Annotated in this window: 16 protein-coding genes; 6 read left to right on the top strand and 10 right to left on the bottom strand. The window is 72.9% G+C overall.

What is annotated here, in order from left to right; translation table 11 throughout:
• Positions 1-21 precede the first annotated feature (21 nt).
• From ACQP2Y_RS27555 to ACQP2Y_RS27545, 3 genes are read right to left on the bottom strand one after another with little or no spacing between them, the layout of a single operon-like run.
• Positions 22-885, bottom strand: a complete 864-nt coding sequence (locus ACQP2Y_RS27555; RefSeq protein ID WP_433717925.1) for an alpha/beta fold hydrolase — start codon at positions 883-885, stop codon at positions 22-24.
• Positions 882-1739 carry an SDR family NAD(P)-dependent oxidoreductase gene (locus tag ACQP2Y_RS27550; protein ID WP_433732084.1) on the bottom strand — a complete coding sequence of 286 codons (858 nt, stop codon included), beginning with the start codon at positions 1737-1739 and terminating at the stop codon, positions 882-884. Before ACQP2Y_RS27550 ends, ACQP2Y_RS27555 begins: the two co-directional genes overlap by 4 nt.
• Positions 1740-1744: 5 nt before the next feature.
• Entirely contained in the window at positions 1745-3196 is a 1452-nt protein-coding gene (locus ACQP2Y_RS27545) for a flavin-containing monooxygenase (protein WP_433717924.1), read from the bottom strand.
• Positions 3197-3285: 89 nt separating this feature from the next.
• Between ACQP2Y_RS27545 and ACQP2Y_RS27540 the strand changes: the two genes are divergently transcribed.
• Positions 3286-4305, top strand: a complete 1020-nt coding sequence (locus ACQP2Y_RS27540) for an AraC family transcriptional regulator (protein WP_433717923.1) — start codon at positions 3286-3288, stop codon at positions 4303-4305.
• Here the strand turns inward: ACQP2Y_RS27540 and ACQP2Y_RS27535 are convergent.
• Positions 4259-4579, bottom strand: coding sequence for a DUF4873 domain-containing protein (locus ACQP2Y_RS27535; RefSeq protein ID WP_433717922.1), 321 nt, complete (start codon positions 4577-4579; stop codon positions 4259-4261). The two genes, ACQP2Y_RS27540 and ACQP2Y_RS27535, sit on opposite strands and share 47 nt — an antisense overlap.
• Positions 4576-5247, bottom strand: coding sequence for a TetR family transcriptional regulator (locus ACQP2Y_RS27530; protein ID WP_433717921.1), 672 nt, complete (start codon positions 5245-5247; stop codon positions 4576-4578). The genes ACQP2Y_RS27535 and ACQP2Y_RS27530 overlap by 4 nt, the downstream gene beginning before the upstream one ends.
• Positions 5248-5301: 54 nt before the next feature.
• Between ACQP2Y_RS27530 and ACQP2Y_RS27525 the strand changes: the two genes are divergently transcribed.
• Together ACQP2Y_RS27525 and ACQP2Y_RS27520 are read left to right on the top strand one after the other, a co-directional pair.
• Entirely contained in the window at positions 5302-6186 is an 885-nt protein-coding gene (locus ACQP2Y_RS27525) for an AurF N-oxygenase family protein (RefSeq protein WP_433717920.1), read from the top strand.
• 56 nt (positions 6187-6242) lie between these two features.
• Positions 6243-7352 carry a DNA alkylation repair protein gene (locus ACQP2Y_RS27520; protein WP_433717919.1) on the top strand — a complete coding sequence of 370 codons (1110 nt, stop codon included), beginning with the start codon at positions 6243-6245 and terminating at the stop codon, positions 7350-7352.
• 1 nt (position 7353) lies between these two features.
• Here ACQP2Y_RS27520 and ACQP2Y_RS27515 read toward each other — a convergent pair whose 3' ends face one another.
• Together ACQP2Y_RS27515 and ACQP2Y_RS27510 are read right to left on the bottom strand one after the other, a co-directional pair.
• Positions 7354-8004 (bottom strand): DsbA family oxidoreductase, encoded by a 651-nt coding sequence (locus ACQP2Y_RS27515; protein ID WP_433717918.1) that lies wholly within the window; start codon positions 8002-8004, stop codon positions 7354-7356.
• Position 8005: 1 nt separating this feature from the next.
• Positions 8006-8137 carry a hypothetical protein gene (locus ACQP2Y_RS27510; protein WP_360831322.1) on the bottom strand — a complete coding sequence of 44 codons (132 nt, stop codon included), beginning with the start codon at positions 8135-8137 and terminating at the stop codon, positions 8006-8008.
• Between the two features lie 158 nt (positions 8138-8295).
• Here ACQP2Y_RS27510 and ACQP2Y_RS27505 point away from each other — a divergent pair, with 158 nt between their 5' ends.
• Both ACQP2Y_RS27505 and ACQP2Y_RS27500 read left to right on the top strand, forming a co-directional pair.
• Positions 8296-8871, top strand: a complete 576-nt coding sequence (locus ACQP2Y_RS27505) for a DUF6642 family protein (RefSeq protein WP_360831319.1) — start codon at positions 8296-8298, stop codon at positions 8869-8871.
• Between the two features lie 58 nt (positions 8872-8929).
• Entirely contained in the window at positions 8930-9802 is an 873-nt protein-coding gene (locus ACQP2Y_RS27500) for an NAD(P)-dependent oxidoreductase (RefSeq protein WP_433717917.1), read from the top strand.
• Between the two features lie 42 nt (positions 9803-9844).
• On the opposite strand, the gene ACQP2Y_RS27495 is transcribed toward ACQP2Y_RS27500, so the two are convergent.
• A complete protein-coding gene (locus ACQP2Y_RS27495; RefSeq protein ID WP_433717916.1) occupies positions 9845-10525 on the bottom strand; it encodes a hypothetical protein in 681 nt (226 codons plus the stop codon).
• A 365-nt stretch (positions 10526-10890) separates the two neighbouring features.
• On the opposite strand from ACQP2Y_RS27495, the gene ACQP2Y_RS27490 reads away from it, so the two are divergent.
• A complete protein-coding gene (locus ACQP2Y_RS27490) occupies positions 10891-11973 on the top strand; it encodes a glycoside hydrolase family 26 protein (protein ID WP_433717915.1) in 1083 nt (360 codons plus the stop codon).
• Here ACQP2Y_RS27490 and ACQP2Y_RS27485 read toward each other — a convergent pair.
• Both ACQP2Y_RS27485 and ACQP2Y_RS27480 read right to left on the bottom strand, forming a co-directional pair.
• Complete coding sequence (locus ACQP2Y_RS27485; protein ID WP_433717914.1) at positions 11934-13250, bottom strand: acyltransferase family protein; 1317 nt, start codon at positions 13248-13250, stop codon at positions 11934-11936. The genes ACQP2Y_RS27490 and ACQP2Y_RS27485 overlap by 40 nt on opposite strands.
• Positions 13251-13276: 26 nt before the next feature.
• Positions 13277-13984 (bottom strand): carbonic anhydrase, encoded by a 708-nt coding sequence (locus ACQP2Y_RS27480; protein WP_433717913.1) that lies wholly within the window; start codon positions 13982-13984, stop codon positions 13277-13279.
• Positions 13985-14031: the final 47 nt, after the last annotated feature.

Genomic DNA, 14031 nt, shown 5'->3' with positions numbered 1-14031 from the left:
GAACGGCCCGCTGACTTTGCGCTAAACGCTGGAGGAATGGGCAGCCAGGAACACCCGGGCCAGGTCGGCGAAATCGTCGGCCCGCTCGATCTGCGGCATGTGCCCGGTGTCGGGGAACAAATGGGTCCGGGCGTGCGGAAAGGCCGCGCGGGCGGCGGCCAGGTGGGCCGCCGGCAGGATCAGGTCGCGGTCGCCCCAGACGATCAACGCCGGCCGGGCGTGGGCCGTGACCTGGCCCAACAGCGTCTCCCGCCAGGGTGCGCGGATGCCCCGCAGGGTGCCCAGCTCCCTCGCGGTCTCCAGGAACACCCGGGCATTGTGCGGCCGCGCCGCCACCCGCAGGGCAAGGTCCACCCGCTCCTGGGTCACATGCGCGCGGTCATGGAACAGGCTGCGTTCGATCCGATACGCGGAGCGAGCATCGATGCGCCGCAACAACGGCTTACCGAGGCCCGGAACGGCGAGAATACGCAATGCCAGCGCCACTTCCTTGCCGAAGCCGGCGCTGTTCACCAGGGTCAGCGTGGCGATCCGGTCGGGAGAAGCGGTGAGCATCTGCATCGCCACCGCGCCGCCCAGTGAATTGCCCATCACGTGCAGTGGCCGGTCCTCGCCGAGCGCGTCGACGGTGGCTGCCACTCCGTCGGCCAGCCCGGCCAGGGTCACCCGCCCCGGCAGCGGCTCGGACAGCCCGAAGCCCGGCAGGTCGACGCTGATCAGCCGGTGGTCGCCGGCCAGCCGCTCGTGCTGCGGATCCCAGTCCTCCAGGCTGCGGCCGATGCCGTGCAGCAGCAGCACCGGCGGGTGGCCGGGGTCGCCGCTCTCGCGCACCCGGATCCGCGCGCCGCGGACGGTCAGCTCCCGCACCGGTCCCGGGCCGCTCACCGGGTCACCGCCGTACGGGCGCGGCGACCGGCCGCGGCGGTCAGCCGCCCGATCACCCGCATGTGGCTCACCGGCAGCAGCCGGGCGAGCACGTCGGGGATCTTCGCGCTCGCGGCGATCAGCACCCGGGCGCGGCGCCGCTCGACGGCGTCGAGGATCTCCCGGGCCGCCTTCTCCGGCGGATACGTCAGCAGGGCGGCGAAGACCCGCTGCTGCGGCTCGACCTCGGTGGCCGGCACTCCCGCGCCGATCTGCGCACTCTCGGCGATCCGGGTACGGATGCCACCCGGATGCACCGTCGTCACGCCCACGCCCGACTCCAGCAGTTCGCCGCGCAGCACCTCGCTGAGCCCGCGCAGCGCGAACTTGCTGGCGCTGTAGGCCGACTGTCCCGGCGGTGCGATGAGCCCGTACAGGCTGGAGACGTTGACCAGGTGGCTGCCCGGCTCGGCGGTCAGGGCCGGCAGCAGGTGGTGGATGAGCAGCATGGGCGCGGTGAAGTTGACCGCCATCACCTGCTCGAACTGCGCCACGTCGAGCTGGTCGAAGCGCCCGCCCAGCGCCATCCCGGCGTTGTTGACCAGCAGGCCGATCGTCGGGTGCCGCTCGCGGATGCCGGCCGCGGTGCTCAGCACGGCCGCCCGGTCACCGAGGTCGGCGACCAGCGTCTCGACCGCGCGGTCGGGGTGCGTGGCCCGGATCCGCTCGGCGACCGCGTCGAGCCGCAACGCGTCGCGGTCGACGAGGACCAGGTCGCTGCCGCGGGCGGCGAGGCCATGGGCCAGCTGCTCACCGATGCCGCTGGCGGCTCCGGTCAGCACGGCCGTCCGGCCCGGGAAACGGTACGGGCTCAGCCGCGTCATCGGATCTCCTCCAGCACGGGGGCGGTGGATCGGGTGAAGGTCATGTCCCGGCGTACGTCGGCCCGCGGGGTGGTGAGCACGTCGAGCAGGTAGTTCTGCCGGACGGTCCACGGGTCCTTGTCGCCCTGCTGCGGGAAGCGGTCCAGCGCTCGTTGCACGTAGCCGGACGTCAGGTCGAGCAGCGGCCGCCGGTTGCCGGGCCCCTCGTTCGGGGTGGCGCTGACGTACCCGTTCTTGTCCAGGAAGGCCAGCAGCCGGCACACGTACCGGTGCGACAGGTCGGCGCGCAGCGTCCACGAGGCGTTGGTGTAGCCGATGCAGTAGGCGAAGTTCGGCACCCCGCTGAGCATCACCCCGCGGTACGCGACGCTCTTGCCCGGCTCGACCTCGCGGCCGTCGACGGTGAGGGTGACACCGCCGATCGGCAGCAATGACAGCCCGGTGGCCGAAACCACGATGTCCGCCTCGAGCGTGCGGCCCGAGCGCAGCCGGATGCCCTCCGGCACGAACCGCTCGATGTGGTCGGTGACCATCGAGGCGGTGCCGTTCTTGATCGCCGCGAACAGGTCGCCGTCCGGGATCACGCACAGCCGCTGGTCCCACGGCTGGTAGGCCGGGGTGAAGTGCTCGTCGACGTAGGCCGGGTCGGCCAGGTGCCGGACGGCGAAGCGGCGCAGGATGGCTTTGACGCGTTCCGGGCGGCGCCGGGCGAGCTGGTAGAAGCCCTGCGAGAGGACGATGTTCTTGGCCCGGGCCACCTTGTGGGCGACGCGGGCGGGCAGCCGCCGGCGCAACAGGTCGGCGACCACGTCCCGCCCGGGCAGCACGGTCAGGTACGACGGCGAGCGCTGGAGCATGGTGACGTGGGCGGCCGTCTCGGCCATCGCGGGCACGAGGGTCACCGCGGTCGCCCCGCTGCCGATCACCACTACTCGTTTGCCGGCATGGTCCAGGTCGTCCGGCCACGACTGCGGGTGCACGAACCGGCCGGTGAAGTCGTCGAGCCCGGCGAAGTCCGGCTGGTGGCCCCGGGCGTAGTCGTAGTAGCCGGCGCACGCGTACAGGAAACGGCAGGTCAGGGTCTCGCCCCCGGCCAGCCGGACGGTCCAGCGGCCGGCGCTCCAGTCGGCGGCGACGACCCGGGCGGCGAAGCGGATGTGCGGCGTGATGCCACCCTCGTCCGCCGTGTCCTGGATGTACTCGCGGATGCTCTCGCCCGAGGCCAGCGAACGGTCGCCCTGCCAGGGGCGGAACGGGTAGCTGAGGGTGAACATGTCGGAGTCCGAGCGCACGCCTGGGTAGCGGAACAGGTCCCAGGTCCCGCCGATGGCGTCGCGAGCCTCGAGGATGGCGTAGCTGGTGCCCGGCCGCTCCTGTTGCAGCCGCCACGCCGCGCCGATCCCGGACAGCCCGGCGCCGATGATGAGCACGTCGAAGTGTTCGGCCATGGCGCCAGTCTCGGTCACCGCGCCCGGCGCCGACTTGTCTTCACGCGACACTCATTTACCTCTGCGCGACACCGCGGTTAGGGTTCGGCATGGACTCGATGGTGCGGGCGGCGTCCCTGCGTGGACTGCCTCAACTGGTGGACGGGCTGGGCGGCGACGGCGCGGCACTGCTGGCCCGGTTCCGGGTGCCCGCGCCCGCGCTGGACTCCGACGACGCGGTGATCCCGTCGCCGGCGGCCGGGCGCATTCTGGAGACGGCCGCGGCCGAGCTGGACTGCCCCGACCTGGGGTTGCGGCTGGCCGGGCAGCAGAACGCCACCGTGCTCGGCCCGCTCGCCCTGGCCATCGAGAATTCCCCGACGTTCGGCGCCGCGCTGGAGACCGCGAACCGTTTCCTGTTCGTGCACAGCCCGGCGCTGACCGTCTCGCAGATCCCGGACCCGGCCGGCCGGCCCGGCGTGGTGGGCCTGCTCTACCGCGGCACGGAGGCCGAGCCGCTGCCACCGCAGGTCGTCGACCTGGGGCTGGGCCTGTTCCACCGGATCATCGTGCTGTTGCACGGCGGCCCGTACGGCCTGCGCTCGGTGCACCTGCCGCACGCGCCGCTCGCGCCGGTCGGCAGCTACACCGCGTTCTTCGGCGCCGACGTGCGTTTCGACCGCCCGGACGCGGTGCTGCGGGTGCCCGGCGGTCTGGCCAGCATGGCCGTGCCGGGCGGCAACCAGGTGCTGCGCGACATCGCGGTCGACTACATCACCAGCCACTTCCCGGCGCCGGGCCGGTCCGTGTCCGACCGGGTGCACCTGCTGCTGTCCCAGGCGCTGGGCACCTCGCCGGTCGAGGTGGGCGCGATCGCCCGGCTGCTGCGGACCCATCCGCGGACCCTGCAGCGCCGCCTCGCGGCCGAGGGCACCACCTTCGAGGCCATCCTGGACGACGTCCGGCGGGTCACCGCGGCCCGGCTGATCACCCAGACCGACCTGCCGCTGAGCCAGGTCACGGCCATGGTGGGGCTGGCCGAGCAGTCCGCGCTGAGCCGGGCGGCGCGCCGCTGGTTCGGGGTCAGCCCGCGGGAGCTGCGTGCCACGGCGGCCGACCCGTCCCGGTGAGGCGCACCCCACCCCAGGGATCGGGCTCGCCGAGCCGGGCCCGGGCCGGCACGCCGCCGATGCGTACGGTCGCCTCGCGCAGCCCGGCCCGCAGCTGCGCCGTGAGCGTGTCGTCGGGAGCGGCCCGCCCGGCCCAGCGGTAGCGGCCCTCGATCGGCTCGAAGTGCGCGGACAGCCGTACCGCGACGGTGACGCTGAGCTCGCCGGTCTCGATCGTCGCCTCGCCGCGGTAGTCCTCGTCCCGGCCGTCCCCGCCCACAATGTCCTCGATCATCGCCCCGTCACCGCCAGCCCGCCCGGAGTGTCGGCAGCGGCGCGGATGCCCGCGATGCCGCCCCAGAGGAACGTCGTCAGATACTCCGCCAGGGCGGTCCGGCTGATCGGCTGCTGCTGCCGCAGCCACCAGTCGGCGACCGTCTGGACATAACCCACGATCCCGTACGCCCACGGCAGCGCCGGCCCCGAGTCCAGGCCCAGCGCGCGCAACCGGTCGCCCAGGATCCGGGCCAGCCCGCTGGCCACGGTGTCCATCGCGTCGGCGACCACGTCGGTGTCGCGGGCGATGCCGCGCTGGTGCACCACGAAGCGGTATACGTGCGGGTCCGCCTCGATGAACGTCAGGTACGCGTCGATCGCGGCGGCGACCACCTCCCGTTCCTCCCGGACCGCGGCCACGGCCGGCGCGATGGCCTCGACCACCGCGGTCGCCGCCTGCCGGCCCACCGCCAGCCACAGCCCCGACTTGTCCTCGAAGTAGCGGTAGAGCACGGGCTTGCTGACCCCGGCGTGCGCGGCCACCGCGTCGATGCCGGGCTCGGGCCCGAGTTCGCGGATCGCCTCGATCACCGCCTCGACGAGCTCGGCGCGGCGGCGCTCGCGGTGATCGGCCCAGCGGCGGCTGCGCCCGTCGGGACGGTTGACGCCTTCATCGGCAGAGTTCATAGTACGAGAAGTAGCTGTTACTTCCGGTAACGTCAACCCCTCTGGAGGTTCTCCATGGTCGTCTCCGACCGCGACCGGACCGCGACCCGGCTGCTGCGCTCGTCGGCCGAGCACTCGTACGACCCGGAAGTGGAGATCGACTGGGACGCGCCGCTGGCGACCGACCGGTTCTACACCCCGGAGCACCGGTCCAGCCTCTACGGCACCGAGCTGTGGCAGGGACTCAGCCAGGAGCAGCGGATCACCCTGACCCGGCACGAGGTGGCCAGCATCGCCGGGCTCGGCGTCTGGTTCGAGACCATCCTCATGCAGCTGCTGATCCGCGAGTACTACCGCGCCGACCCGACCGCAGCCCACTCCCAGTACGCCCTCACCGAGGTCGCCGACGAGTGCCGGCACTCGGTCATGTTCGGCCGGATGATCGCCAAACTGGACTGCCCGGTCTACCGGGTCGGCGCGTTCGACGACGCGCTGGGCAAGTGGATCGCCGCCACCGCCACCGGCCCCCGGATGTACGCGGCCATCCTCATCGCCGAGGAGATCCTGGACGCCCTGCAACGCGAGGCGGCGGCCGACGAGACGGTGCAGCCGCTGGTCCGGATGGTGTCGCGGATCCACGTCATCGAGGAGGCCCGGCACGTGCGCTACGCCCGCGAGGAGCTCGCCCGCCAGGTGCGCGCGGCGGGCACCCGGCGGCTCGCGTTCGACCGGGTGGTGATCGCGCGGGCGGCTTACCTGACCGGCACCCGGATCATCTCGCCGCAGGTCTACCGGTCCGTCGGCATCGAGCCCGAGGTGGGACGGCGGGCGGCGCGGGCCAACCCGTACCACCGCGAGACGATGCGCTGGGCGGGCGAGCGGATCGTCGCGTACCTGCGGGAGCTGGACCTGATCGGCGGGCCCGGCATGGCCCTGTGGCGGCGCTCCGGCCTGCTGTGAGGGCGCCCTGGCACGATGTGCGGTGTCCGCCGCAGCCGAGCCAGGGGAGATCCGCAGTGCCGTTCGCCGACGAGCTCATCGGGGACCAGACCGCCCGGGCGTTGATCGCCGCGCTCGCTGCCGCGGCACCGGGCAACGGGTGGCCGTCGCTGCGTACCGCGGCCGGTGACCTGGCCGGACGCCCGCTGCGCGAACGCAGCGACCTGTTGCGCGACGGCCTGCTCGCCGACCTGCCGGGCGGCTACCCGGAGCTGGCCGCGACGGTCCGGACCGCCGCGGCCGGCCCGCTGCCGTTCGAGGGCTGGCTGATCTGGCCGGTCACCGGCGCGGTCGCGGCCCGCGCGGTCACCGACGGCAGCGGTACGGCGTTCGACGACGCGATGGCGCTGCTGGCCGCCCTCACCGGCCGGTTGACCGCCGAGTTCGCCATCCGGACGCTGCTGGACCACGACCCGGACCGGGCGCTGGCCATCGTCGCCACCTGGACCGGCTCGCCGGACGAGCACGTACGCCGGCTCGCCTCCGAGGGCACCCGGCCCTTCCTGCCCTGGGCGAAACGGGTGCCCGCGCTGCTGGACCGCCCCGAGCACACCCTGGAGATCATCGGGGCGCTCTACCGCGACGACAGCGAGTACGTGCGCCGCTCGGTGGCCAACCACCTCAACGACCTGAGCCGCCACCACGGCGACCTGGTGGTCCGGACCGCGGCCGGGTGGCTCGCGGAGCCGGACCGGCACACACCCCGGCTGGTCCGGCACGGCCTGCGCACGCTGGTCAAGCAGGGGCACCCGGGCGCGCTGGCCCTGCTCGGCTTCGCCCCGGCCACCGTCGAGGTCACCGGCCCGCTCATCGCGCCCGGCGAGGTGCCCTTCGGCGGCGAGCTGGCCTTCACCGCGACCGTGACGAACACCGGGGACGCCGCGGCCACGCTGGCCATCGACTACGTCGTGCACCACCGGAAGGCCAACGGCACGCAGACCGGCAAGACGTTCAAGCTGACCACGGCGACGCTCGGACCCGGGGAACGGCTGTCGCTGGAGCGCCGGCACTCGTTCCGGGAGATCACCACCCGGCGCTACCACCCCGGCGCGCACGCCGTCGAACTGCAGGTCAACGGCGTGCGCTCGGGCTGGGCGGACTTCGTGCTGGGCTCGCCGGCGGGCTGACTCAGCGGGCCGGCGCCGCCTCGTACGCGGTGCGCAGCGCCTGCAGGAACACGTCGGCGGACTGGGCGCCGGAGACGCCGTAGGCCTGGTTGAGCACGAAGAACGGCACGCCGGAGGCCCCGTACAGGCGGGCCTGGCGGATGTCGTCCTCGACGTCGGAGGTGTGGTCGTCGCCGGCCAGCACCCGCTGCGCCTCCGCCGCCGGCACGCCGATCTCGGCTCCGAGCCGGACGAGCGTCTCGGTGTCCAGCGTCGCGCCCTCGATCAGGTTGGCCCGCATCAGCCGCTCGTGCGCCTCCGCGCCCAGCCCGTGCGCCTTGGCCAGGTGGATCAGCCGGTGCGCGTCGAATGTGTTGATGCTCACCGCACTCGCGAAGTCGTAGTGCAGGCCCTCGGCCTCGGCGAGCTCGGCGACCTGCGCCGTCATGGCCTTGACCTGGTCCTTCGACCCGCCGAACTTCTTGGCCAGGGCGTCGTAGACCGGCTCGGCCGTGCCCCTTCCGATCGTCGGGTCGAGCTGGAAGCTGCGCCACACCAGCTCCACGTCATCGGCGTGCTCGAATGTGCGCAGCGCGGTCTCGAGCCGCCGCTTGCCGATGTAGCACCACGGGCAGACGATGTCCGACCAGATCTCCACCAGAACGCCGGCCACGTCAGCCACACATCCCGTCGGTGCAGGTCGCGGCATCCTCGGCACCCAGCACGATCAACGGCTGCGGGGTGCTCGCGGGCTGCGCCGGAGGCGGCGGGGGCGGGGGAGCGGACTGCTTCTGCACATCGGTCACCGATCCATCATGCGTCGAGAATCGGAGATCGTTAAGAAGGCACTTCCGGGTAAGTGCCCCCCAGGTGTGAGGCATTTGCCCGATAGGTCGGGCAGCCCCGTCGATCGACCGCCGGTGGGCTAGCGTCGACCTTTCGTGCTGAGCTGTCAGGGGGCGTCGTGGCCAAGGCCGGGGGAGTGTTCTGCGTCGAGGGGCAGTGGGAGGACGACCTGAACAGCCGCGGGTCGGTGCTGCCCACCCTCGAACTGCTCGAACGGCTCGGCAGCATCCGCTACATCCACCGGGACACGGCCACCACCGAGGAGCTGCACTACTACCTGGACACCTGGCTGTCCCGCAAGTACGCCGACTACAAGGTGGGCTTCTTCGCCCTGCACGGCCAGCCCACCCAGCTGTGCCTGACCAGCAAGCAGACGGTCGAGCTGGACGAGATCGCGGCCTGGATGTCGGGCCGGTGCGCGGGCCGCATCCTGTACTTCGGCAGCTGCCTGGTCCTGCGCGCCTCCGACCGCGTCCTGAAGGACTTCCTGCACGAGACCAAGGCGGCCATGCTCTGCGGCTTCACCAAGTCGATCGACTGGGTGGAATCGGCGGCCTTCGAAACCGTGGTCCTCAACACGCTGGTCAACGGCGGCAAGATCGACAGCGCGGAACGCCTGATGCGCTCGTCCCGCTGGACGGCCCTGTCGGATCACCTGGGCTTCCGCGTCGTCTACGCCAACGGCCGGAGCTGAGCCAGGAGTCGTGAATTGGCCGCAGCCGGGGCGGCGGCCGGCGTTTTACCGTACGGCCATGGATCACAGCGAGAACGTCGGTTTTCTGGGGCTGGGCATCATGGGTGAGCCGATGGCCCGCAACCTCGCCGCGGCCGGGGTGCCGGTGGTCGGCTGGTCGCGTACCCCTCGGTCGGTGCCCGGGGTGAGTCTCGCGGACCGGCCGGCCGATGTCTTCGCCCAGGCCCGGATCGTGCTGCTCATGCTCTCCGGCAGCGACGCGATCGACGAGGTCCTGGGCCGTGGCGGCCCGGGCTTCGCGGAGCTGGTGCAAGAGCACACGATCGTGCACATGGGCACCACCGCGCCGGAGTATTCGGCTGCCCTGCGTGACGATGTCGTGGCGGCCGGCGGGCGCTATGTGGAGGCGCCCGTGTCCGGGTCGCGGACCCCGGCGGTGGCCGGCGAGCTGGTCGGGATGCTGGCCGGCGATCCCGATGCCGTCAAAGAGGTACGCCCGCTGGTGGCCCCGATGTGCCGCGAGGTCGTCGAGTGCGGCCCGGTCCCGCAGGCGCTGCTGATGAAGCTGTCGGTGAACCTGTTCCTGATCAGCCTGGTCACCGGGCTGGCCGAGGCCACGCATTTCGCCCAGCGGCACGGTCTCGACCTGGACCTGCTGCGGGGCGTGCTGGACGCCGGGCCGATGGCCAGTGGCGTCTCCCGGGTCAAGGTGGAGAAGCTGGTCAGCCGGGACTTCACGGTGCAGGCGTCGATCCGGGACGTGCTGATGAACAACCAGCTGATCGCCGACGCGGCGCGGTCGGCCGGGATCGCGTCGCCGTTGCTGGACGAGTGCCACCGGTTGTTCGGGGAGGCGCTGGCGCTCGGCCACGGTGCGGAGGACATGGCGGCTGTGGTGCGGGCGATCGAGGCGCGTACCGACGCGGGCTGAGCTGAGCACGACGGTGCGGTCAGCCCGGCCGAGACCGGCCGGTCAGTCGTTGTCCCAGACCACGGCGTCGAAGGTGACCGAGTCCTGGCGGCTGTCGATCTTGCGTACGGTGAGGCGGGCGATGCGGTCCTGGTTGGTCCGCGCACAGATGACCGCCCCGGTCTCGACAGCGGTGACTTTCGCCACGCCCTGAGCCAGGGACGCCTCCTGGCACTGCGCGAACTCCGGTGTGCCGGAACCGTCCCAAAGGGCGAAGGCGGACGGCAGGCCGAGGGCGGCCTTGCCCACGTCGACCTCCCCGGCGTCGAGCCGCCCGAGGCTGAGATCGGCGGCGGCCGCGGTGTCGTCGGTGGCCCGGGGCGGCTCCCGGTCCAGGTCGACGGCGTCGCTCAGGCTCGGGACCGCGGAGACGACGAGACGCCCGGACCACCGCACCGGTACGCCCGTCGCGGAGCTCGGTCCGGTGGAGGCAGACGCGTCCGAAGGAGCCGGCTGGGCGGCTGGGGGCGAAGCGGTGGTGGCGGCGGGCGCGACGTTGTCGGCGGCGGGTGCCGCCGGATCGTCGTCGCCGCCGGCAGCGATGAGGGCGAAGATGCCGCCGATCACCGCGGCGAGCACGGTGCCGGCGAAGGTCAGCCACATGTTGAGGTGGGTCGGGTCCGTCCGCCGCTGTCGGGTGGCCCGCTGCTCGTTCTGTCCCTGTCCCCGCTGGTCCGGTGTCATCGCCCCCGCCGTACGTTCTCGATGTGCCGTCCGTCGAAAGAGGACACTAGCCGCGCCAGGCGTCAGGAATCCAGGTGTGCCCGGAGGGTGCCGAGCCACTCGACCGGCCCGGGCCCGTCCTCGGCCGTGCCCGGGCGGCGGCGGGCCCGGCCGCGGTGATGGAGATGCCCACGGCCCGGCCGGGGCGGTGGTCGGTTCGCCCCTTTGCTGGCGCGGCGGGCCTCCCTGTCCGAGCTGCGCGCCGGTAAAAGGCCTGGTCAGGCAGGGTCTTGCGGGCGATCGGCCGACGTCTCGGACCGATGACGCGGGCATGGTGGAGCCGGATGCGACCGCCGTGTCCGCGTGCCGGTGAGAGGAAGCCCACCATGACCGCCGAATCCCTGGGCGGCCGCGGGCTGCCCCGTCGTCGGCTGCTCGCCTTCGCGGCGCTTGCGCTGCCGGCTGCCTGTTCGACTGCGCCGTCCGCGGCGCCGCCGCCCGCTTCGCCCACCACTGTCGCCCCCGCGGCGTCGTCCGGCTCACCCGTTGCCAGCTCCTCGCCGTCCTTGTCCCCGACGCCCTCGCAAAAACCTTCGCCGGCCCCCAAGAAAGCGGCGCCCCGGCGTGGCGGGCCGGTGCCGGCCGAGACCGGCCAGGCGATGTTCGGCTCCTACCTGGCGCTGAGCGGCATGTCGCTCAAGGAGAGCCTCGCGCTGCGCCGCCGGCAGCTGGGCCGTGAGCAGCGCATCGTGCATGTCTTCTACCCGTGGGACGGCTACGTGCCCTCCTCCGAGCCGGCCGTGGCTTCCTCCAGCACGTTGATGGTGTCGTGGCACGGGGCGCCGTACCGGCGGATCGTCGACGGCTCGTCGGACCGGGTCATCGCCCGGGTGGCCCGCAAGCTGGCCGGGATGAAGCGGCCGATCCTGCTGCGCTGGGGCTGGGAGATGAACGGCGACTGGTTCGAGTGGGACGGCAGCCACAACGGCGACGACCCGGCCGGCTACGTCAAGGCCTGGCGGCGGCTGCACCGGATCTTCCGGGAGCAGGGCGCGGACAACGTCGCCTGGGTGTGGAGCCCGAACTGGAACTCGTCGCCGGACACGTCGTGGAACAGGTTCCAGCGGTACTACCCGGGCGACGACTACGTCGACTGGGTCGGGGTCTCCGGCTACGACTTCTTCTCCGAGTCGCCGCGCACGCTGTTCAGCGCCGTCGTTGGGGCGTACGGCGAACGCAAGCCGATCATCCTCAGCGAGACCGCCGCAGTGGACCACGGCCGGGGTAGCAAGGCCGCCTGGATCAAGAAGTTGTCCTCGTGGGTGGAGGACACTCCCGCCGTCGGCGCCGTGGTCTGGTTCGACACCGACACCCAGGACGACAGCCCGCACAACTTCCGGCCGGACACCGACAGCGCGGCGCTCGCCGCCTACCGGGCAATGGCGCGCAGGTCCCGCTTCGCCGGCTGAGGCCCGGGCGGGCCCGGCGGCTGGGCGTCGGAGCCCCACCGGGCGGTCATCCACCGTGCGACCCGGCGCCCGAACCGCTGCCCGGGCACCTCCACGAACCGGTACGTCAGCCAGGAGATCCCGACGACCAGACCCAGGTACGCGGCCGCGACCGGCACCTCGGCCACAGCGGGCAGCCGCTCACCGAGCGGGATCAGCAGGGGACGCAGCAGCACGATCAGCACATAGTGCACCAGGTAGACGGAGTAGCTGATCAGGCCCAGGCGGGCCAGCGCTCGCGGCGTGCGCCGGCCCCGGGTGAGCCGGCCCAGCGCGAAGGCGCCGCCGATGACGAGCAGGGTGACGACCGAGCGGGTCACGTACCGCGGGGTGAGCCCGCCGAGGGACTCCAGCTCGGCGATCCAGTTCACCATGAGCGCGGCGGCCACCACCGCGGCCACCGCGCCCGCCTGCCACCAGCGGATCCGCCCGTGGTCGGCGCGGTGGACCGCCGTACCGACCAGCATCACCGCGACGATCAGCAGGCCGTCCCAGACGTGGGCCGGATCCTGGCCCGCGACCAGCAGCGTCACCGCGAGCCCGCCCAGCAGCAGCGCGCCGGCCACCACGACGGCGCGCCGCCCGGTCGCGACCGCACCCAGCCCGAGCACCAGCGCGACCGCCACGACCAGGGTCAGCTCCCGCGCGGCGCCGGGCGTCGCCGCGAGCAACCGGGGCGCCAGCGGAGCGGTGCCGACGGCGACCACGGCCAGCACCACCGCCAGCACGGTGCCGGCCCGGTGCAGCCGTACCGCGAACAGCGCGCCGACCAGCAGGTAGAACGCCATCTCGAAGGTGAGCGTCCAGATCACCGGGGTGATCAGCGGTACGCCCAGCAGATGCGGCAGCATTGTCACGTGGGCCACGGCCGCGGTCAGCGGATCGGCCCGCAGCGCGGGGTCGAGCGGCATCAGCCCGGCGGCGCCCAGCGCGACCACCAGGGCGATCACCACCAGGTAGAGCGGCAGCAGGCGGCAGAGCCGGCTCACCCAGAACGTACGCAGGCTCCCGTGCCGTTCCAGCGACGCCGGGATGATGTAGCCACTGACCAGGAAGAACAGCATGACCCCGGCGCTGCCGGCGTGCAGCCACTCGGCGGAGACCTCCCGCGCCCCGCGGAACAGCATGCGGCTGAGGTGGGCGTAGACAACCAGCAGGACCGCCACGGCCCGGAGCCCGTCGAGCCAGGCCAGCCGGTCCGCCGGCCGCACGGCGGGGGCGGTCGGCTCGGCGGGCATCCGCGAACGATAGCCGGATGCGCGGGTTATCTCACCAGCGCGACCCGGCCGGTGTCGAGGTCGTAGCGGGCCCCCACGATGCGCAGCTCGCCGGCCCGGACGTGCCCGGCCAGCAGCTCACTGCGGGCGGTCAGCTCGGCGGCCTGGGCCCGGATGTTGGCGCGGACGGCGTTGTCCACCACGTCGCCGGGGCGGCTCAGCTCCGGCTCGACGATCGGCCGCAGCGCGTCGACGATCGTGCCGATGTGCCCGGGGGCGCCGGTGCCGCTCTCGATGGCGTCGATGGTGGCAGTCACCGCGCCGCACCGCTCGTGGCCGAGCACGACGACCAGCGGGCTGCCGAACTCCTCGACGGCGAACTCGATGCTGCCCAGCAGCAGGTCGTCGACGATGTTCCCGGCCACCCGGTTGTCGAACAGGTCACCCAGTCCCTGGTCGAAGAGGAACTCGGGGGAGACCCGGGAGTCGGCGCAGCCGATCGTGATCGCGAAGGGGTGCTGACCCGCGGCGACCTCGTGCAGGTCGGCGAGGGTCTGGTGCGGGTGGCGGGCGTGCCCGGAGACGAAACGCTGGTTGCCTGCGAGCAGCCGGGCGAGGGCTGCGGCCGGGGTGACGGCGGGTTCCTCGGTGCGGGGCCGGGACGCGGACGCGGGGGCCGCGCCGGTGAGCAGGCCGGCGCCGAGGGCCGCGGCGCCACCGGTGAGCAGCAGCGAACGGCGGGACAGATCGGGCATGGCGGACTCCTGAGGGGTGCTCCCGGCGGGGCCGGGTCGGTCCAAGA

Source organism: Actinoplanes sp. CA-051413 (assembly GCF_050955795.1).
Taxonomy (GTDB): Bacteria; Actinomycetota; Actinomycetes; order Mycobacteriales; family Micromonosporaceae; genus Actinoplanes.
Note: the sequence above shows the minus strand (reverse complement) of the source record. Positions and strands in the feature narration are given on the sequence as shown.